Annotated in this window: 16 protein-coding genes; 6 read left to right on the top strand and 10 right to left on the bottom strand. The window is 67.2% G+C overall.

Going from position 1 to position 20,036, the window contains the following annotated elements; all coding sequences use genetic code 11:
* The first annotated feature begins 90 nt into the window (after positions 1–90).
* Positions 91–1,182 (top strand): efflux RND transporter periplasmic adaptor subunit, encoded by a 1,092-nt coding sequence (locus ACTCB7_RS13035; protein ID WP_224420867.1) that lies wholly within the window; start codon positions 91–93, stop codon positions 1,180–1,182.
* On the top strand, positions 1,182–4,247 hold the full coding sequence (locus tag ACTCB7_RS13030) for an efflux RND transporter permease subunit (protein WP_463007003.1): 3,066 nt from the start codon (positions 1,182–1,184) through the stop codon (positions 4,245–4,247). Before ACTCB7_RS13035 ends, ACTCB7_RS13030 begins: the two co-directional genes overlap by 1 nt.
* Positions 4,248–4,327: 80 nt before the next feature.
* On the opposite strand, the gene rsd is transcribed toward ACTCB7_RS13030, so the two are convergent.
* From rsd to ACTCB7_RS13005, 5 genes are all read right to left on the bottom strand, one after another.
* Complete coding sequence (gene rsd, locus ACTCB7_RS13025; protein ID WP_163647571.1) at positions 4,328–4,831, bottom strand: sigma D regulator; 504 nt, start codon at positions 4,829–4,831, stop codon at positions 4,328–4,330.
* A 106-nt stretch (positions 4,832–4,937) separates the two neighbouring features.
* Positions 4,938–6,296: a uracil-xanthine permease family protein gene (locus tag ACTCB7_RS13020; RefSeq protein WP_463007002.1), complete on the bottom strand. Its 1,359-nt coding sequence runs from the start codon at positions 6,294–6,296 to the stop codon at positions 4,938–4,940.
* Positions 6,297–6,602: 306 nt separating this feature from the next.
* On the bottom strand, positions 6,603–7,121 hold the full coding sequence (locus ACTCB7_RS13015; protein WP_463007001.1) for a disulfide bond formation protein B: 519 nt from the start codon (positions 7,119–7,121) through the stop codon (positions 6,603–6,605).
* 48 nt (positions 7,122–7,169) lie between these two features.
* Positions 7,170–8,771, bottom strand: a complete 1,602-nt coding sequence (gene gshA, locus ACTCB7_RS13010) for a glutamate--cysteine ligase (protein WP_463007000.1) — start codon at positions 8,769–8,771, stop codon at positions 7,170–7,172.
* A gap of 109 nt (positions 8,772–8,880) precedes the next feature.
* Positions 8,881–11,247, bottom strand: a complete 2,367-nt coding sequence (locus ACTCB7_RS13005; protein ID WP_463006999.1) for a Tex family protein — start codon at positions 11,245–11,247, stop codon at positions 8,881–8,883.
* Positions 11,248–11,525: 278 nt separating this feature from the next.
* Here ACTCB7_RS13005 and ACTCB7_RS13000 point away from each other — a divergent pair, with 278 nt between their 5' ends.
* Positions 11,526–13,202: a methyl-accepting chemotaxis protein gene (locus ACTCB7_RS13000; protein ID WP_224420860.1), complete on the top strand. Its 1,677-nt coding sequence runs from the start codon at positions 11,526–11,528 to the stop codon at positions 13,200–13,202.
* A 4-nt stretch (positions 13,203–13,206) separates the two neighbouring features.
* Here the strand turns inward: ACTCB7_RS13000 and msrB are convergent, their stop codons facing one another.
* From msrB to yrfG, 5 genes are all read right to left on the bottom strand, one after another.
* Positions 13,207–13,716: a peptide-methionine (R)-S-oxide reductase MsrB gene (msrB, locus tag ACTCB7_RS12995; protein WP_463006998.1), complete on the bottom strand. Its 510-nt coding sequence runs from the start codon at positions 13,714–13,716 to the stop codon at positions 13,207–13,209.
* A 144-nt stretch (positions 13,717–13,860) separates the two neighbouring features.
* Positions 13,861–15,438 carry a phosphoenolpyruvate carboxykinase gene (locus ACTCB7_RS12990; RefSeq protein WP_463006997.1) on the bottom strand — a complete coding sequence of 526 codons (1,578 nt, stop codon included), beginning with the start codon at positions 15,436–15,438 and terminating at the stop codon, positions 13,861–13,863.
* A gap of 383 nt (positions 15,439–15,821) precedes the next feature.
* Positions 15,822–16,697: an Hsp33 family molecular chaperone HslO gene (gene hslO, locus ACTCB7_RS12985; protein ID WP_463006996.1), complete on the bottom strand. Its 876-nt coding sequence runs from the start codon at positions 16,695–16,697 to the stop codon at positions 15,822–15,824.
* A gap of 45 nt (positions 16,698–16,742) precedes the next feature.
* On the bottom strand, positions 16,743–17,138 hold the full coding sequence (locus ACTCB7_RS12980) for an RNA-binding S4 domain-containing protein (RefSeq protein WP_463006995.1): 396 nt from the start codon (positions 17,136–17,138) through the stop codon (positions 16,743–16,745).
* Positions 17,139–17,143: 5 nt separating this feature from the next.
* On the bottom strand, positions 17,144–17,809 hold the full coding sequence (gene yrfG / locus ACTCB7_RS12975) for a GMP/IMP nucleotidase (RefSeq protein ID WP_463006994.1): 666 nt from the start codon (positions 17,807–17,809) through the stop codon (positions 17,144–17,146).
* A 76-nt stretch (positions 17,810–17,885) separates the two neighbouring features.
* Between yrfG and nudE the strand changes: the two genes are divergently transcribed.
* The 3 genes from nudE to ACTCB7_RS12960 all read left to right on the top strand — a co-directional run bounded on the left by nudE (position 17,886) and on the right by ACTCB7_RS12960 (position 19,753).
* Positions 17,886–18,464, top strand: a complete 579-nt coding sequence (nudE, locus tag ACTCB7_RS12970; protein ID WP_224420854.1) for an ADP compounds hydrolase NudE — start codon at positions 17,886–17,888, stop codon at positions 18,462–18,464.
* 228 nt (positions 18,465–18,692) lie between these two features.
* Positions 18,693–19,043 carry a hypothetical protein gene (locus ACTCB7_RS12965; protein ID WP_224420853.1) on the top strand — a complete coding sequence of 117 codons (351 nt, stop codon included), beginning with the start codon at positions 18,693–18,695 and terminating at the stop codon, positions 19,041–19,043.
* Positions 19,044–19,420: 377 nt separating this feature from the next.
* Positions 19,421–19,753, top strand: a complete 333-nt coding sequence (locus tag ACTCB7_RS12960) for a hypothetical protein (RefSeq protein WP_463006993.1) — start codon at positions 19,421–19,423, stop codon at positions 19,751–19,753.
* Positions 19,754–20,036: the final 283 nt, after the last annotated feature.

Raw genomic sequence — 20,036 nt, 5'->3', positions numbered from 1 at the left:
CCTTCCGCCACCTGTTAGACTGACCGCCTCGACGTTCGCGCCGGGGCGGTCTGTCATGTGGCCGCCGCTTGGCCTTACCAGGATCCCGTCATGCGCATACGAGCGATGCTCTCTCCCGCCTGGCTGGCGCTGCTGCTGAGCCTGGGTCTGCTGCTCTGGCTCGCCTTCGGAGACAGCCGGCATTTCCGCGACACACCGCCCGCTTCCGCCACCGAGACGACCACCGCCGAGGCACCCCGCGTCGAGGTTCGCCTGTCACACGCCGAACCCCATGCCCCGCAGGTCATTCTGGAAGGCCAGCTCGAGCCTCGCCGCAGCGTGGTCCTGCGCGCGCGGCGCGCCGGACGGGTCGAGGCGCTGCCGCACGCCCAGGGCGACCGGGTCGACGCCGGTGATCGTCTGGCGACCCTCGACGCCGGCGACCTGCCCGCCCGCCTCGAGCAGGCCCGGGCCGATCTGGCGCTGGCCCGCGCCGAGCTGGAGGGCGCGCGCCAGCTGCGCGGGCGCGAGCTGGTCTCGAACAACGAACTGCTGCGGCTGAAGAGCAAGCTGGCCGCCAGTCAGGCCACGCTGGCCACCCTGCAGGAGTCACTCTCCGATACCCGCATCGACGCGCCGTTCGCGGGAACGCTCGAGCGGTTCGACATCGACCCCGGGGCCTACGTCGAGGTCGGCGAGACGCTGGGCCGGCTGGTGGATGTCGGCCACCTGAAGGCGACCGCCTGGCTGCCGCAGCAGCGCGCCGCCGACATTGCGGCCGGCATGCCCGTGCGTCTCGCCCTGCTCGACGGCCGCCACCTCGAGGGGCGAATCAGCTTCGTGGCCAGCGAGGCCGACGAGGCCACTCGGCGCTTCGCCCTGGAAGCCGACGTGCCCAACCCCGAAGGCTGGCGGGTCGCCGGGGCCAGCGCCACCCTGACCCTTTCCCTGCCGCCCCGACCGGCGCACCGCCTGTCGCCGGCCCGGCTGGTGCTCGATGAGCAGGGCCGTCTGGGGGTGAAGACCGTCGACGCCGATAATCGCGTACGCTTTCGCCCCGTCGAGCTGATCAGCGCCGATGCCGAGCACGCCTGGGTCGGCGGCCTGCCCGATCCGGTGCGGCTGATCACGCTGGGCGGCGGTTTCGTCAAGGCCGGCCAGCGGGTGACCCCCGTCCCCGCCGACACCCCCGAGGGCTCCTGATGCGCCGCTGGATCGACGCCGCCATCGACCGCACCCGGACCACCCTGCTGGTGCTGCTCTTCCTGCTGATCGGCGGCGGCGTGGCCTACCTGGCCATCCCCAAGGAGGCTAACCCGGACGTCACGATCCCCACCATCTACGTGTCGCTGACACTCGAGGGCGTCAGCCCGGAAGACGCCGAACGCCTGCTGGTACGCCCCATGGAGCAGGAACTGCAGGCCATCGAGGGCGTACGCAAGATGACCGCCCAGGCGGCCGAGGGCTATGCCTCGATCACCCTGGAGTTCGATGCCGGCTTCGACCCGCGCCAGGCGCTGGCCGACGTGCGTGAAAAGGTCGATATCGCCCGCAGCTCGCTGCCCGATGAGGCCGATGAACCGCGGGTGATGGAAGTCAACGTCTCGCGGTTTCCAGTGCTCTCGGTGGGACTCTCCGGCCCGCTCTCCGCCGGCGAGCTGATGCTGGCGGCGCGTGGCCTCCGGGACGCCATCGAAGGGCTGCCGCAGGTACTCGACGTCGATATCGCCGGCGAGCGCGAGGACCTGATGGAAATCGTCGTCGACCCGCAGGTACTGGCCGGCTACGGCATCGACTTCGACACCCTGTTCAACCTGGTCTCGCGCAATCATCGCCTGGTCGCCGCCGGCAGCATCGACAACGGCGCCGGCCGCCTGGCGATCAAGGTGCCCGGGCTGATCGAGAACCTCGACGACCTGCTGTCCATGCCGATCAAGGTGGACGGCGACCGGGTGGTCACCTTCGGCGACGTCGCGGTCATTCATCGTACTTTCAAGGACCCGCAGGGCTATGCCCGGATCGACGGCCAGCCCGCCGTCGTGCTGGAGATCGCCAAGCGCGCCGGGGCCAACATCATCGCCACGAGCCGGGCCGTCCACGCCGTGCTCGACGAGGCCCGGCCCAGCCTGCCGGATACCCTGCAGCTGCGCACCATCATGGACCAGTCCACCACCGTCGTCTCCCTGCTCGATGACCTGCTCAACAACGTGCTGACCGCGGTGGTGCTGGTGCTGATCGTGATTCTCGCCACCATGGGCCTGCGTTCGGCGCTGCTGATCGGCCTGACCATTCCCGGCGCCTTTCTGACCGGCATCCTGCTGATCTGGAGCATCGGCTACACCCTCAACATCGTCGTGCTGTTCGCCCTGATCCTGGTCGCCGGGATGCTGGTGGACGGCGCCATCGTGGTCGGCGAGCAGGCCGATTACAACCTCGCCCGGGGCTCGTCATCGCGGGACGCCTGGGCGGGAGCCGCCGGACGCATGGCCTGGCCGGTGATCGCCTCGACCGCCACCACCCTGGCGGTGTTCGTGCCGCTGCTGTTCTGGCCCGGCGTGGTCGGCGAGTTCATGAAATACCTGCCCGCCACCGTGGTGCTGTGCCTGCTGGCCTCGCTGCTGATGGCCCTGATCTTCCTGCCCACCCTGGGCAACCTGCTGCGCCGCCGGAATGCGCCCGCCACCCGCGAAAGCCTGCACGTCGGCGCCCGGCTCTATCGCCGACTCCTCGACCGCCTGTTGGCTCGCCCGGGCCTGGCGCTGCTCGGCGCCCTGGGCATCATGGCCGTGATCTACGCCGCTTATGCACGCTTCAATCATGGCGTGGTGTTCTTTCCCGAGGTGGAACCCGACAACGCGCAGATTCTGGTGCACGCCCGAGGCGACCTGTCGGTGGACGAAAAGGACGCCATCGTGCGTCGTGTCGAGGCCCGGGTCGCCGGCATGCCCGAAATCGACGCGCTCTATGCGCGCTCCTTCGCCGCGCCGGACACCCGCATGGCCGCCGACGTGATCGGCCAGCTCAACTTTTCGCTGATCGACTGGGACAAGCGGCGCTCCGCCGGTGCCATTCTCGACGACATGGCCGCGCGCACCCGCGACCTGCCCGGCGTGCGCCTGGCGTTTCAGGAGCAGGAGCGCGGCCCGACCAGCGGCAAGCCGATCCAGATCGAGCTGACCGGCCGCCAGCCGGACACACTGGACGCGGCCGTGGAACAGCTGCGCACGGCCATGCAGCGCCTGGGCGGCTTCCGGGACATTCAGGACAATCGCAGCCTGCCGGGCGTGGAGTGGCGCATCGAGGTGGATCGCGAGGCGGCGGCCCGCTTCGGTGCCGACGTGGCGACCATCGGCAGCGCCGTACAGCTGGTCACCAACGGCCTGCCCCTGGCCACCTACCGGCCGCCCGAGGTGGACGGCGAGGTGGACATCCGGGTCCGTCTGCCGGCGGTACGGCGCAGCCTCGACCAGCTCGAACGCCTGACCGTGCATACCAACCGGGGCCAGCTGCCGATCCGTCAGTTCGTGCGGCTCACTCCGGCCCCCAAGGTCGGCATCCTGCACCGCATCGACGGCCACCGCGCCATCACCCTGGAGGCCGACGTGCAGCCCGGTCGCCAGGTCGACGAACGACTGCGCGCCCTGGCGCCGAGCCTGGCCGAGCTGCCCGAGGGGGTGCGTGCCAACCTGGCCGGGGAGCGCGAGGACCAGGCCGAGACCAGCCGCTTTCTGGTCGGCGCCTTCGGCGTCGCCCTGTTCCTGATGACGATCATCCTGGTCACCCAGTTCAACAGCCTCTACCAGACCGCCCTGGTGCTCTCGGCGATCGTCTTCTCGACCGCCGGCGTGCTGCTGGGCCTGCTGCTCAACGCCCAGCCCTTCGGCATCGTCATGGTGGGCATGGGCATCATCGCCCTGGCCGGCATCGTGGTGAACAACAACATCGTGCTGATCGACACCTACAACCAGCTGCGCGGCGACGGGCTGCCCGCGCGTCAGGCGGCGCTGGAAGCCGGCTGCCGGCGGCTGCGCCCGGTGCTGCTCACCGCGATCACCACCGTCCTGGGGCTGATCCCCATGGTGCTGGGGGTCAACGTCGACCTGCTGACGCCGAGCCTGGGTTGGCACGCCCCCTCGACCCAGTGGTGGACCCAGCTCTCCAGCGCGATCGCCGGCGGCCTGGCCTTCGCCACCGGGCTGACACTGCTGCTCACGCCCTGCATGCTGGAACTCGGGGCACGCCTGGGCGCGCGGTGGCGTCGCAAGTAAGAAGGGGCAGGAAGGGGGAAGTCGGCGCGCCTCGTCGAGTCCTTCGGCGAGGCGCGATCACTGCCGCGTGACGACGGCCGTTACAGGGTGGCGCGGGGTGCCACGCCCGAGGCCGGCTGCGGGGAGTGCGCGGCGTGCAGCCGGGCGATCAGCCGATCCTCGAGCGAGAAGCGTTCGGAGAGACCGCGGTCGAGCCGCTGGAGCCAGGCGGGCAGACGCGAGGCGAAATGCTGGCAACGCGTCGGCGTCGAGAAGTCGCGATCGAAATCCAGCACCATCGCGGTGGACATCTCGAGGCGCTCCAGCAGCTGGCCGGCCAGGGCCAGCGCCGCCTCGTCGTCGAAGTGCCGGGCCTCCTCGCGAAGCTGGGGGTAGATCTCGAAATGTCCGGCGCTGATGTAGTCCATCAGCAGTTCGCTGAACCGATCGATCTGCGACTTGCCGATCGCCTCGGGGTCCACCTCGCAGGCCTGGCGCAGCTCCGTGAACACGCCCAGCATCGTCCGTCGCTCCTCGAGCCAGCGGTCGATCAGGCGGTGGACGCCACCCCAGTGCTCCTGGGCGGTCTTGCAGTCTTCGAGCATCGGTCGCCTCCCTGTGTCGTCGTCCGGCAGCGAGGGTCCAGCGTCACTCCAACGGCGTCAGCTGTCAATCCTTTGCCACCCCGTCGGAGCCATCCCTTGCGGGACATCAACCTTCGCTCAGTCGCGCCTCGACCGCCTCGCGCTCGGCCTCCTCGTCGGCCAGGGAGCGGCGCGGCAGGATGACGTTGAGCGTGAACGCCACCAGCGCCGCGATCACGATCGGCGAGCCGCCGATCACCAGCTGCACGACCTCCGGAAACCGGGCGATCGATTCCGGCACCGCGTAGACGCCCATGCTCAGCGCCAGCGCCAGGCTGGCGATGGTGATATTGCGCGAGGACATCTCGTCCTTGGTGATCAGGCGAATCCCGGTCACGGTGATCATGCCGAAGACCATGACCGTCGCCCCGCCCAGCACCGGCAGCGGGATGGTGGTCATCAGCGCCCCGAACTTGGGCACGAATCCCGCCGCCAGCATGAACAACGCCGCCAGCGCCAGCACATAACGGCTGATCACCTTGGTCATGGCGACGATGCCCACGTTCTGGCTGTACGAGGAGGTCGGCAAGGCGCCGAAGAACGAGCCCAGCGCCGTGCACAGGCCGTTGCCCAGCAGGCCGCCGTAGAGCTCGTGAGTCTCGAGCTCGCGATTCATGCCGCCGACCGTGGTGGCGGAGAGATCGCCGATGGTCTGCACCGAGTTGATGACGCAGATGATCACCATCGACACCATCGCCGGGCCGTGGAACGACAGGCCGAAGCTCAGCGGCTGCGGCAGGGTGAACCAGGGCGCGTTCAGCACCGGCGTGAAGTCGACCCGCCCCAGCGCCAGCGCCATTCCGTAGCCGACACCGATGCCGCAGATGATCGAGGCCAGCTTGAGAAAGCCCTGGCAGAACTGCGAGACGAACAACACCACCAGCAAGGTGGCCAGTGCCAGGAACCAGTTGACCGGGGCGCCGAAGTCGGCGCTGCCCACGCCGCCGGCCATGTAGTTGATGGCGATGTCGTAGAGCGACAGGCCGATCACCAGCACCACGACCCCGGCGACCACCGGCGGGAACCACTGGCGAAGGTGGCGGGTGAACAGCCCCACCCCCATCATCGCCACGCCCCCGGCGATCTGCGCCCCGAGAATGCCGCTCAGCCCGTACTGCGCGCCCACCGCGGTCAGCGTCGGCACATAGGCGAAGCCCACCCCGAAGATCGCCGGCAGGCGGGCCCCGAAACGGCCGATGGCATAGAGCTGGATGAGCGTGGAGACGCCGGAAAAGATCAGCGAGATCTGGATCAGCGCCATCTTGTCCGCCAGCGAGGCGCCCACGGCGCCGACGACGATGATCGGCACCGTCACCGTGCCCATGATCATGGCCAGGATGTGCTGGAGAGAGAGCGGCAAGGCCTTGAGAAGCGGCGGCTTGCCGTGGAAGTCGAAAACCGACTGACGTTGGCTCGCGGAGTTCATGCGCTACGGGTCCGTTGTGTTGTTGGATTATTTGTACACAATAAACAGACTAAACCGTATACCAAAATACCCGGGCGACAAAATGTTCCCTGCCTCCCCCGAGCGTCGCGGCCACGCGACAGCGCCGGAAGGGGAAAGCCAACCGACTGATTAAAGGGATTTTATTGGCACATCACGGCGCGGCTGCCGACAGCTTGCGACACCTCGCCTGCGACTAAAGGTGCAGGTGAGCCGACAGGTACGAAAAGACGGCCGTGGGGAGAAGGGAGGACCGCGAGCCCGTGGGCTCGCGGTGACGAGGCGGGCTCAGGCGACGCGGGGGCGACGCGGCATCAGCAGCAGGCCGAGCGGCACCAGGGCCAGCACCGCGAAGCCGATCAGCGTCCATTGCGGCAACGTCAGGCCCCACCAGTAGCCGTCGATGGTGGCGCACTCGCCCGACCCCGACAGCACCCGGGAGAGCACGTCCCACAGCGGCAGCACCTCGAGCATGTAATCCAGCCCCGGCCCGCAGCTGGGCACCTGATCGGGGGGCAGGGACTGCAGCCAGACATGCCGGCCGGCGACGGCGATGCCGCCACCCACCGCCAGCAGGCCCAGCACGCCGTAGACTCGGCCACCCCAGCCGCGCGGGTTGTGGATCGCGGCGACCAGGAAGACCCCGGCCGCGGTGATCACCGCGATGCGCTGGAGGATGCACAGCGGGCACGGCTCCAGCCCCGCGACATACTGCAGGGCCAGGGCGACGGCCATCATCAGGGCACAGAAGACCAGACCGGCGAGACTCCATTGGCGCACCGACAGGCGGCGCAGGCTGACGGGCATGCGGATCACTCCATGATTCGGGGCGACCCGCCGGGGCCGCCGTCTGCGTTACGAGGTGGGCGTGGGTCGCGACTCGCGGGCCCGCGCGAAGTAGCTGTCGAGGAAGGCCGCGAAGTCCCGGGTCTCGGCCGCCTCGATATCCGCCTGCTGCTGATGCGAGGTCTCGCTGAGCTCGTTGAACAGGGCCTCCCGCGCCGGGTCCATGGGCTCGGCCCGGAACTGCTCGGCCTGGGCATCGGCCAGCCCCAGCACATGCTCGACGAAGTCGCTGCCGCTGGTTTCCAGCTCGCCCAGCAGCCGCCCCGACGGGGTGTGCTCGGGATTGTCGAGCAACGGCTCGAGGGCCGACAGCGCCGCGACATGCACATCGCTCTCCTCGTTGATGTCCAGCAGCTCGGCCACCTCGCGCAGTTCGGCGAAGATCGCCGCCGCGCGGTCGGCCAGGCGCTGCTCGCGACCGTCGACGGCCAGGGCCAGCGAGGCCTTGCGCCCCTGCTCCACCACGGCGCGCCGGTTGTCGTCCAGCCGGTCGCACTCCTCGTCGGGAATCCACGGGCTCTCGGCCAGCAGGCACCACATCAGGAAGACGTCGAGGAAGCGCATCTGGGTCGCGTCGATCCCCAGCGGCAGGAAGGGGTTCAGGTCGAGGCAGCGCACCTCGATGTACTCCACGCCCCGCGCCTCGAGCGCCTGGGACGGCGTCTCGTCGTGGCGCGCCACGCGCTTGGGACGGATGTCGCTGTAGTACTCGTTCTCGATCTGCAGGATGTTGGCATTGAGCTGGCGCCAGTCGCCGCCCTCGTTGACACCCAGCCGCTGATAGGCCGGCCACGGCGTGGTGATGGCGTGGCGCAGCGTGCCGACGTAGTTGGACAGCGAGTTGAAGCAGATCTTGAGCTGGGCCTGAACCTTGTTCTGGTAGCCCAGATCGGACATGCGCAGGCTGGTGGCGTAGGGCGACACCAGGGTGTGACGGGCATGGGCACGCAGATGGCTCGGCGCCGCCCCGCTCAAGAAGCTGCGATCCAGGGCCGGCGACGCGCCGAACAGGTAGAGCAGCAGCCAGCTGTTGCGGCGGAAGTTGCGGATCATGTCGAAGTAGCGCGCCGAACGGTAATGGGTCAGCGACGTGTCCGTCGCCCCTTCCAGCTCCTGCAGGACCGGCCAGAAATCCTCGGGCAGCGAGACGTTGTAGTGCACGCCGGCGATCGACTGCATGATCCGCCCGTAGCGCACGTCGAGCCCCTTGCGGTAGACATGCTTCATGAAGCCGACATTGGACGGGCCGTAGTCGGCGATCGGCACGCTGTCGTTGCCGTCGAGCCGACCGGGCATGCTCGCCGGCCAGATCCGCTCGTCACCGAGGTGACGGTAGGAAAAGCGGTGCAGGTCGGCGAGGAACGCCAGCGCATCCTCGGGACGGCAGTAGACCGGGGTGATGTATTCCAGCAGCGACTCGGAATAGTCGGTGGTGATGTGCGGATGGGTCAGCTTGGACCCCAGCGCCCGGGGATGCGGCGTCTGCGCGATCCGGCCGCCGGCGTCGACGCGCAGCCCTTCCTTCTCGATACCCCGCCGCAGGCGTCCCAGGGCGCCTCGGCGCGCCGCGCCACGCAGACTCGCGATGGCATTGACGAATTGCTCGGACAAGTTGAACACCCCATGTTGAAGACCGCCGCCGGCACGCCCGACGTGCCGGTGAAATCTCAGATTATGGTGCCGGAGACAGCCGTTTCAAGGCGAATCATTCCGGCCCGCCTCAGCGCGTCTTGTCACGCGCCTTGAGCAGCGCCTCGCCCAGCGCGCCCATCTGCCCGCCCGACGCCTGGCCGCCCGACGTGCCGCCGCGGCCGCGTCGCCCGCCGCCCTTGCCGCGACGCGCCGGCTTCTCGCCGCCCGTCTCCTTTCGGCCGGTCTCGGCCTCCGGCTGGTCATGGAGACGCATCGACAGGCCGATCCGCCCGCGCTCGACATCCACCGCCATCACCTTGACCTTGACGATGTCGCCGGCCTTGACCACCTGGCGCGGGTCCTCGACGAAGGTGTCCGACAGCGCCGAGATGTGCACCAGGCCGTCCTGATGCACGCCGATGTCGACGAAGGCGCCGAAGTGGGTCACGTTGGTGACGCTGCCCTCGAGGATCATCCCCGGCTCGAGGTCTTTCAGCGTCTCGACCCCCTCGCGGAACTCGGCGGCGCGGAACTCGGGACGCGGGTCGCGACCCGGCTTGTCGAGCTCCTTGAGGATATCGGTGATGGTCGGCACCCCGAAGGTGTCGTCGACGTAGTCCGCCGGCTTGAGCGTGCGCAGGAAGCGGCTGTCGCCGATCAGGCCCGCCAGGTCGCGATCGTTGCGCTCGGCGATGCGCGCGACCAGCGGATAGGCTTCCGGATGCACCGCGCTGGCATCGAGCGGGTTGTCGCCGTTCATGATGCGCAGGAAGCCCGCGCACTGCTCGAAGGTGCGCGGTCCCAGGCGGCTGACCTCGAGCAGGTCGCGGCGGTCGCGAAACGCCCCTTCGCTGTTGCGCCGGGCGACGACGTTCTCGGCCAGCCCCGGGTTGAGCCCCGAGACCCGTGAGAGCAGCGCCGCCGAGGCGGTGTTGAGATCCACGCCCACGGCGTTGACGCAGTCCTCGATGACCGCCTCCAGGCTGCGCGAGAGCTGGACCTGCGAGACATCGTGCTGGTACTGGCCCACGCCGATCGACTTGGGCTCGATCTTGACCAGTTCCGCCAGCGGGTCCTGCAGGCGCCGCGCGATGGAGACCGCCCCGCGGATGGTGACATCGAGATCCGGCAGCTCGCGGGACGCCAGCTCGGAAGCGGAATATACCGAGGCGCCGGCCTCGCTGACCATCACCTTGGTCAGGCGACGCGGCGCCAGACGCTTGACCAGCTCGCCGGCCAGCTTGTCGGTCTCGCGGCTGGCGGTGCCGTTGCCGACCGCCACCAGGGTGACGCCGTGCCGCTCGACCAGGCTGGTGAGGGTGGCCAGCGCCTCGTCCCAGCGTTTCTGGGGCGCATGCGGATAGATCACCGCCTGCTCGAGGTACTGCCCGGTAGCATCGACCACCGCCACCTTGCAGCCGGTACGCAAACCGGGGTCGATGGCCAGGGTGGCCTGGGGGCCGGCCGGTGCGGCCAGCAACAGATCCTTGAGGTTGGCGGCGAAGACCTCGATCGCCTCGCCTTCGGCGCGCTCGCGCAACCGGCCCATCAGCTCGGTCTCGAGGTGCGTGTAAAGCTTGACCCGCCAGGTCCAGCGCACCACCTCGCGCAACCAGCGATCGGCGGCGCGTCCCGGCGCCTCGGCAGCCAGGTCGATGCCGGCATGACGAGCGATCGCCACCTCGGCGGGATGCACCGGTGCCTCGTCCTCGCCCGGCAGCGCCAGGGTCAGCGCCAGCACGCCCTCGTTGCGGCCACGGAACATGGCCAACGCCCGATGCGACGGCACCTTCGCGAGCGGTTCGTCGTGCTCGAAGTAGTCGGCGAACTTGGCGCCCTCGCGCTGCTTGCCGTCGATGAGGCGTGCGCGCAGCTCGCCCTCCTGCCACACGCGCTCGCGCAGGCCACCGACCAGTTCGGCATCCTCGGCGAAGCGCTCCATGAGGATCTGCTTGGCGCCGTCGAGCGCCGCCTTGGCATCGGCGACGGCGGGCGTGTCACCCTCCGCCGGGCGCAGATAGGCGGCGGCCTCGCGCTCCGGGTCCAGCGTCGGATCGGCCAGCAGCGCATCAGCCAGCGGCTCGAGCCCGGCCTCGCGGGCGATCTGCGCCTTGGTGCGGCGTTTCTTCTTGTAGGGCAGGTACAGGTCTTCCAGGCGCTGCTTGGTGTCGGCCTCGCCGATCTGCGCCGCCAGCGCCGCGGTCAGCTTGCCCTGCTCGTCGATGCTGGCCAGCACGCTCGCGCGACGCTCCTCGAGCTCGCGACGATAACGCAGCCGCTCCTCGAGCTGACGCAGCTGGCCGTCGTCGAGACCACCGGTCACTTCCTTGCGGTAACGGGCAATGAACGGAACGGTGGCGCCGCCGTCGAGCAGTTCGACGGTCGCGGTCACCTGGGCGGGACGCACGCCGAGCTCCTCGGCGAGACGCGCATTGATCGAAGTCTGAACGTCCATGGAATCCTTGCATTGACAGGTTCACCGGGCGGCCCGGGGAGCGCCGCGCCGAGGCGGCGTCAGGCCCGGCGGAAGGGCCGACGCCACGGGTGGCGACAAGGTACCACAAAGCCGCGCGAGGGCGCAGGCGGCAACGAATGTAAACAATTGTGACAAGTGCGCTCATCACATCGACGACCGATTGCCGGCCCGATAACGTTCGCATCACGAACGAATAAAGCGGCGTTTAACGACCCAGCAGACTCTGCAAGGCTCGCGAGCTTACCGAGGGTGAACCCATGCTCAAGAAAATGCACCGTATCAGCGTCAAGTACAGCAGCGCCTTCATCGGCGTGGCACTATCGCTATTGATCGTCGTCGCCGCCGACTTCTGGGTCATCGAGAAGCTCGAGAGCCGCATGACCGAATTCAGCACGACGTTCAACAAGGCCGTCTCGGCGATCCTCAACGCCGACCGCGACCTCCACCAGGCCCGCATGGCCGAGATGGAAGCCCTGAACGCCGCGCCGGGCAGCGACAAGACGCAGAGCGCTCGCAAAGACTATCGGGAGAACGCCCAGCAGGCTTTCGATCGCGTGCAGAGCTTCAAGACGCTGATGGCCGACTACCCCGACGTCGTCGCCGGACTGGGATCTTTCGATGCAAGCTACAATGCATGGTCGCAGCAATCGAGCCGGGTTCTTGAGCTGCACGCGGCAGGCAACGCCCAGTCTGCCAGAGCCCTTTCCGAAGGTGACTCGCTGACGGCTTTCGGCGCCCTGCGCAAGCTCTACAATCGCGCCGGTGAGGCAGCTGATGCCAAGATCACGGAACTTCAAGCGGCCTCGATGGCCATGACCCAGAAGCTGCAATGGTTCACCGGTTTGTTCTCGCTGGCGGTGTGCCTGGCCGCCATCTTCGTCGCCCTGGCCGGACCGCTGATGATGTCCCGTGCAATCCGCCGCGTCACCGCGCGCATCAAGGAGATCTCCGAGGGCGACGGCGACCTGACCGCGCGCATCGGCTCGTCCCGGCGCGACGAAATCGGGGAGCTGGCCAACCAGTTCGATGCTTTCATTGCCTATATCGACAAGACGCTGCAGTCGGTGCGCAGCAGCACTCAGGGCGTCAGCACAGCAGCCGAAGAAATCGCCCGCGGCAGCGTGGATCTCGCTTCACGGACCGAGCAGGCCGCCTCCAACCTGCAGGAAACCTCGGCATCGATGGAGCAGATTGCGGCGACGGTCAGCAACACCTCGGATGCCGCCCAGCAGGCCAATCAGCTGGTCAACTCGACGGCCGATATTGCCCGTCAGGGGCACGAAGCGATGCAGCAGGTCGAGCGCACTATGGACGAGATTGATACCTCGGCCACCGAAATCAGCGAAATCATTACCCTGATCGACGGCATCGCCTTCCAGACCAACATCCTGGCCCTCAATGCCTCGGTGGAGGCGGCGCGCGCCGGCGAGCATGGTCGCGGCTTCGCGGTCGTTGCTCAGGAAGTGCGGACACTGGCCAGCCGCTCCAGCGACGCGGCGAAAGAGATTCGCGAACTGATCGACACCTCGGTGGCCCGTACCCAGTCCGGCAACTCACTGGTCAAGCGTACCGGCAAGACCATGGAACAGATCGTCTCGAGCATCGAGCAGGTCACCGACGTGATCGGCGAAATCAGCGCCGGTGCCCGGGAACAAAGCCAGGGCATCGGCCAGGTCAACACTGCTGTCAGCGAGCTAGACAACATGACCCAGCACAATGCGTCCATGGTCGAACAGTTCAGCGCGGCATCCAACGAGATGCGCGAACAGGCCGAGCGCCTCGATACGCTTCTTGCTTCCTTCCGCCTGAGCGGTCAGACACCTGATGTAACGCCAGCCCCTCGTCTGAAGCCACCTCGCCGGGAAGCACCCGCGCCCGCTCCGGCCCGCACCTCGACAGCTTCATCGGCCGACGACGATTGGCTTAGCTTCTAGCCGATCAGCCGCTCGCCGCGGCCGGCACGAAGCGCAGAGCCAGTCCATTGTTGCACCAGCGCAGTCCGGTGGGCTCGGGGCCGTCCTCGAAGACATGGCCCTGATGCCCACCGCAACGGGCGCAGTGGTACTCGGTGCGCGGGATCAGCAGCACGAAGTCGAGCCGGGTCAGCAGGTGCCCCTGGATGTGGTCGAAAAAGCTCGGCCAGCCGGTGCCCGAGTCATACTTCATGTCGCTGGTGAACAGCGTCAGATCACAACCCGCACAGCGATACTCGCCCCGGCGCTTCTCGGCATTCAGCGGACTGCTGCCCGCCGGTTCGGTATCCGCCTCGCGCAGGATCTTGAACTGCGCCTCGCTGAGGCGCTTGCGCCACTCCTGCTCACTGAGCGACAGCGGCTCGACATCGGCGCCCCGTTTCAGGTCCAGCGCGGGACGCGCCAGCGCCCAGCCCGGCAGCAGCCCCGCCAGCCCGCCGACGCCCAGCAGGCCCAGAAAATGCCGTCGTTGCATGACGTCCCTCCGTTCATTGTTCGTCACGTCACCTTCAGCGTACGCCGGGCACACCACCATGGATGCAGTGACGGGGGACGGAAACGCCGAGGGCGCGTCAGGTGACGCGCCCTCGGCGAGGTCGTTGGCGAACCGACGCGGGGCTCAGTTGAGCGACGGGCCCGCAGCGATGATCGCCTCGTCGACGCCGGCAAACTTCTTGAAGTTCTCGACGAACTTGGCCACCAGCTCCTGACGCTGCCGATCGTAGGCGGCAGGGTCTTCCCAGGTCTCGCGCGGATCGAGCAGCCGCGAGTCGACGCCCGGCACCGCGACCGGCACATCCAGATTGAGGCCGTCGACGTGACGGGTCTCCACATCCTTGAGCGCACCGGACTGAACCGCGCTGATGATGCCGCGCGTAGTGGGAATGCTGAAACGGCTACCGCCCTGGCCGTAGCTGCCGCCGGTCCAGCCGGTGTTGACCAGGTAGACCCGCGAGCCGAAGGCCTCGATGCGCTTGATCAGCAGGTCGGCATATTCGCGGGCCGGACGCGGGAAGAACGGCGCGCCGAAGCAGGTCGAGAAGGTGGCTTCCAGACCGGCCGAGGAGCCCATCTCGGTGGAGCCCACCTTGGCGGTGTAACCGGACAGGAAGTGATAGGCCGCGGCTTCCTTGGAGAGGACCGACACCGGCGGCAACACGCCGCTCATGTCGCAGGTCAGGAAGATGATCGCATTGGGCTCGCCGGCGCGGTTTTCCGCCACACGCTTGTCGATGTGCTCGAGCGGATAGGCGGCGCGTGAATTCTGCGTCAGGCTGTCGTCGGCATAGTCCGGCGCCCGGCGATCGTCGAGCACCACGTTCTCGAGAACCGTGCCGAAGCGGATCGCCTGCCAGATTACCGGCTCGTTCTTTTCCGAAAGGTCGATGCACTTGGCATAGCAGCCACCCTCGATGTTGAACACCGTGCCCTCGCCCCAGCCATGCTCGTCGTCGCCGATCAGGTAACGGGCCGGGTCGGCGGACAGCGTGGTCTTGCCGGTGCCGGAAAGGCCGAAGAACAGCGTGGTCTCGCCGTCCTCGCCGACGTTGGCGCTGCAGTGCATGGGCAGCACGTCCTTCTCGGGCAACAGGAAGTTCTGCACCGAGAACATCGCCTTCTTCATCTCGCCGGCGTAGCGCATGCCGGCCAGCAGCACGCGCCGACGCGCGAAGTTGATGACCACTGCGCCATCGGAGTTGGTGCCGTCACGCACCGGGTCACAGGTGAAGTGTGGCGCGTTGAGGATGGTCCACTCGTTCTTGCCCTTGGGGTTGAAGGCGTCGGGACGCACGAACAGGTTGCGGGCGAAGAGATTGTGCCAGGCGGTCTCGGTAGTCACGCGAATCGGCAGGTAGTGCTCGGGGTCCGCACCGACATGCAGCTCGGAGACATAGCTGTCGCCCTCGGCCAGATAATCCTCGACCCGCTCCCAGAGGGCGTCGAAGCGCTCGGCATCGAAGGGCCGGTTCACGCTTCCCCAGTCGATCAGCTCGGCGGTGGACGGCTCGTCGACGATGAAGCGGTCCGCCGGGGAGCGGCCGGTACGCACGCCGGTATTGACGACCAGGGCGCCGTTCGTGGCAAGGCGCCCCTCCCCCTCGGCAACGGCACGTTCGATGAGTTCGGCAGCGCAAAGGTTGGTATGCACGCTCGCGCGGCGCGCCGTCGGCTGGGCAGCAGCGGAATTCGTAGTCATGGGGTGTCCTGGGCCTCGAGGGCCGATTCTCTCTCGTTAGCCAAAAAAGCGATCGTGCATCACGGGCGTTTGCCGCCTCTTGTCCGGGAGTGATGCACGAGCCGTTACATTATGATGGCAAACCGCCTCGATCGGCAAAACGCCGAGGCGGCGTCTCACGCTGTCGCTGTCGGGTTGTCGTCAGGGACTGATCCGTCGACAGACCTGCGAGGGGGCGCCGTGAACCCCTCCATGGGCACTACCTGCGCCATCTGACCGCCATGGATGGCGGAAATGCCGAAATGGAAAGGAACACTTTCCGGCCATGGCGTAGGCCCCCCTCTTCGACCTGTCCCCGGCCCCCTTGACAGAGCCAACTGCGATTGCGGCTGGCGGCATCCACGTCAATGCATGGTCGGCGAGCCAGCATCCGGGGACTCGATCAGCGCCTCGATCTCGGCCGCCGAGAAATGATAGCGGGTGTGGCAGAAGTGGCACTGGGTGTCCACGGCCTTCTGCTCATCGAGAATATCACGCAGCTCCTCGGCCCCCAGGCCGAGCAGCGCCCGGGCAATGCGTTCGCGGGAGCAGGTGCAGCCGAAATGCAGCGGCTTGGGGTCGAAGACGCGCGTCGTCTCCTCATGGTAGAGGCGATAGAGCAGATCGCGCTGCGCCAGGCCCAGCAGCTCATCGTCGCGCACGGTGCTCGCCAGATGCACCAGCCTGTCCCAGGCGTCGGGGTCGCGATTGCGGCTGTCATCGGGCAGCTGCTGGAGCAGCAGGCCGCCGGCACGCTTTCCGTCGGCCGCCAGCCACAGCCGGGTGGCCAACTGCTCGGAACGAGCGAAGTAGTTCTCGAGGCAACCGGCGAGATCGTCGGCCTCGATCGCCACGATGCCCTGATAGCGGTTGCCCTCGCGGGGGTCCAGGGTGATGACGATCTGGCCGTCGCCGACCAGCTCGGCGAAGGTGGCGGATTCGTCGGGCAGAGGCGCTTCGTCGTCGAGCCGGGCGATGGCACGCAGTTCGCCACCGGGATTGGACTCGGCCATCAGCAGACGCAGTGCCCCCTGGCCGCGCACCTCGAGGCTCAGGGTGCCGTCGAGCTTGACCGTCTCGGTCAGCAGCGCAACCGCCGCCAGCATCTCGCCGAGCTGGCGGGCTACCACCGACGGGTAGGCATGGCGGTCGAGAACCTCGGCATAGGCGGTCTCGAGCGAGACGATCTCGCCGCGCACGTTGGTATCGTCAAACAGGAATCGCTGGATCTGGTCGGACATGAGTCGCTCGGCAACGGAGGGAACGGGGATACAAGAGAGGCGGTGTCACTGGTCGTCGGGACGCTGGCGTTGGAAACGCTGGATCTCGCGGCGCCCGCGCTTGTCGGGTCGCCCGCGCGGTGCCTGCATCACCTGATTGGCCAGGCGCCGCTGTTCGGCCTCGCGTTCGCGGCGCTGCTGGCTTTCGGGCGTCTCGCGATAGAGCTCGCGGGCCTCCGGCGCGCCACGCCGCTGGTCGGAGACGGCGATGACTTCCACCTCCCACTGATCCCAGCCCTGGGGCACCTTCACCCGGGCGCCCGGGGTGATCACCTTGCTGGTCTTGACGCGGGCACCATCAACCTGGACCTTGCCGCCCTCAATGGCCTTCTTGGCCAGGCCGCGGGTCTTGAAGAAACGCGCGGCCCACAGCCACTTGTCGATTCGTACGGATTCTTGCATGGCGTCTACATGGGGGCGTCGCGGTCGGGTAACAAGGCCGCAAAGCGGTCGAGGGCGATGAACGCCTCCAGCTCGCGCTCGGGCCGTCGGCTGTCGGGCTGGCGAATGCCCAGCAAATGGCGGATGCCGAACTCCCGGGCGCTTTCCAGCACGGCCGGGTTGTCATCGATGAACAACGTGCGCTGCGGATCGAAGGGCTCGACCTCCTGAAGCGCGAACCAGAACGCCTGCTCTTCCTTGGGCACGCCGAAGTCCGCCGACGAGACGATGGCATCCAGGTAAGCCTCGAGCCCGGTCAGCGGCAGCTTGAGCGACAGGCTGGCCCGGTCGGCGTTGGTCGCCAGCACGACGCGCGGATGCGCGTCACGCAGCCAAGCGAGAAAATCCAGGGCATCGCTGCGCAGACCGATCAGATGCTGCACCTCACGCTTGAGGGCGAGGATGTCGACGCCGAGCTCGCGCTCCCAGTACGCCAGGCTGTACCAGTTGAGGCTACCCTGCTCACGCAGGATTCGCTCGCGCACGACCTCCTGGGTCGCATCATCGAGATGATGCAGCTCGACATAGCGGCGCGGCAGGTGCTCGAGCCAGAAATGGCTGTCGAAGTGCAGGTCGAGCAGCGTACCGTCCATGTCGAGCAGAACGGTATCGATGTCACGCCAGTCGATCATTGGCCAGGGACTCCGCAGCGGTGGTAAAAGACACTGTCATTGTACGGGATCCCCCCGATTCACGCACGGAGGCACCATGGCACCCAGCACGCCCACCAAGCCGAGCATCCTGGCCCGCGAGGACGTCGCCCGCAGCAACCTGTTCGCCATCGAGCGACTGGAACTGCGCTTTTCCAACGGTGCCGAACGCACCTTCGAGCGCCTCAAGGGGCGCGGCCGCCCGGCGGTCATGATCGTCGCCATGCCCGACCCCGAGCATGTACTGCTGATCCGCGAGTATGCCGCCGGCTTCGACGAGTACGCTCTCACGCTACCCAAGGGGCTGGTCGATCCCGGCGAGGACATCATCACTGCCGGCAACCGCGAGCTGATGGAAGAATGCGGCATGGGTGCCCGGCGCATCGAACCGCTCGTCGAGCTCTCGCTGGCGCCCAACTACATGAACCACCGCATGCAGGTGCTGCTGGCCACCGACCTCTACGAGAAGCGCCTGCCCGGCGACGAGCCAGAGCCGCTGCTGGTCGAGACGCACGCCATCGAATCCCTGCCCGCCCTGCTTGCCCGCGAGGACTTCCACGAAGCCAGGGCTATCGCCGCCCTATATATCGCCCGGGACACGCTGCGCGCCGAACGCGACAGCGAGTCCTGGTGGTGAGAAAATAGTTTGCAGCGCAACGATTCCTTGGCTAGCTTCAAATGTGCAGACAGGACCCACCGGTACCGAGCTCCGCAAGAAGCGAAAACCCCAGGCCCTGCCTACCGGCGACCCTCCGATATCCACATCACGGGCGAGCGCTGGACCACCGATGGTCTTCCACGCTCGACATTCAGCTGGCGGCGAGTCGCTGAAATGAATGCTGGAAACATGCAAGGAGGTAGGTCCATGCGAGGCATTAAAGGATTGACCCTGACTTCTGCGCTGCTGGCCACCCTACTGGCTTTCTCGGGCTCCGCACTGGCGCAGGAAGCCAGCGAGCCCGCGCCCGATAGCGGCGTCAACTCGGGAATCGAGGGTCACGACACGTATCCCCAGAAGGCCGAGGAACAGGCGGAGTCGGCCGGCATCCAGACCGGGGACAACTCGGCGATGCAGGACAAGGGCAGCGAACTGGCCCCCGGCAGTGGCGTCGATGCCACCGAGGACAGGCCGGGAAGCACTGCTCATGAGAGCGACGCCACGTCCTACAGCAACCAGGAAATCGTCAAGGACAAGGGCACCCACAACAAGGATTGAAAAGGTTGTCCCGGGCTGGTTTCTATCCCTGCGTCACCACCGGCTCAGCGACACGCGAAAACCTCGGCTCCAGCCGAGGTTTTTTTGGCTCATCGCCGGCAATCTCCCGTCAGGAAGGCTCTGGCCCGGAGCATGGCCCAGGGACTTGATATACCGGCTCACAAGCCTGTCAGCCGAACATGGAAATAAATAAACCAGCATCGCTATCAAAAAAACCAACTTGTCAACTATTGGTCAGCGTTACATGCTGAGAGCATCAGGCAGCCCCTCCCCATGCCACCTCGAGTCGACTGCCATGACGACTCTCGAGGCTCACGGCACTACCCCCGTCCCCCTCGATCCATCACGAACTCCCACATCCTGACGGGAGGCAACCCATGAAAACCACCCAGACACTCTCATTCGGGTCCCTCGTGCTCATCGGCCTTCTGGCCACTTCCGGAACGGCGCTGGCCAGCAGCGTCGCCTCTGATCACGGCCTCGATAACGGGCAACGAGTGACAGCCACGCCACTGAATGACGCCGGCATCAACCTGGCCTCTCGCCGGGCCCCGGCTCCCGGCATCTCGCTGGCTCCCGGCGCCGGCATCGACGCCCTCGAGTATCGCGCATCGCCAGCAGTGCTGGTGGATACCCGCACCAACTACCGGGGCATGGCACCACTGACTTCCGCCGCCGGGGTCGACGCCTTCGAACAACGCAGCCGATAATCGATAATCATCGTGTCGCCAAGGCCACCGCCGGCTCCCCCGCTCTCGCCCGGGAGCCGGCTGTGAAGGCCGACATCCGGCCATCAGCCGATACATTGTCAAAATCGCACCTGCCTCCCCCGGCCCTGCCCCGCACACCGCCAAGTTCCCCGTCACATCACCCTCCCCATCGACGAGCCTGCCTCGACTGTCAGTCTTTCCGAGTCGGATTCATGATGGATCCGGAAGACCTAGCCTTGGTGGCTTGACCCTTGTCTACGATTGGCCATTGCATGCCTTTGCG

The organism is Modicisalibacter sp., assembly GCF_055145905.1.
Note: the sequence above shows the minus strand (reverse complement) of the source record. Positions and strands in the feature narration are given on the sequence as shown.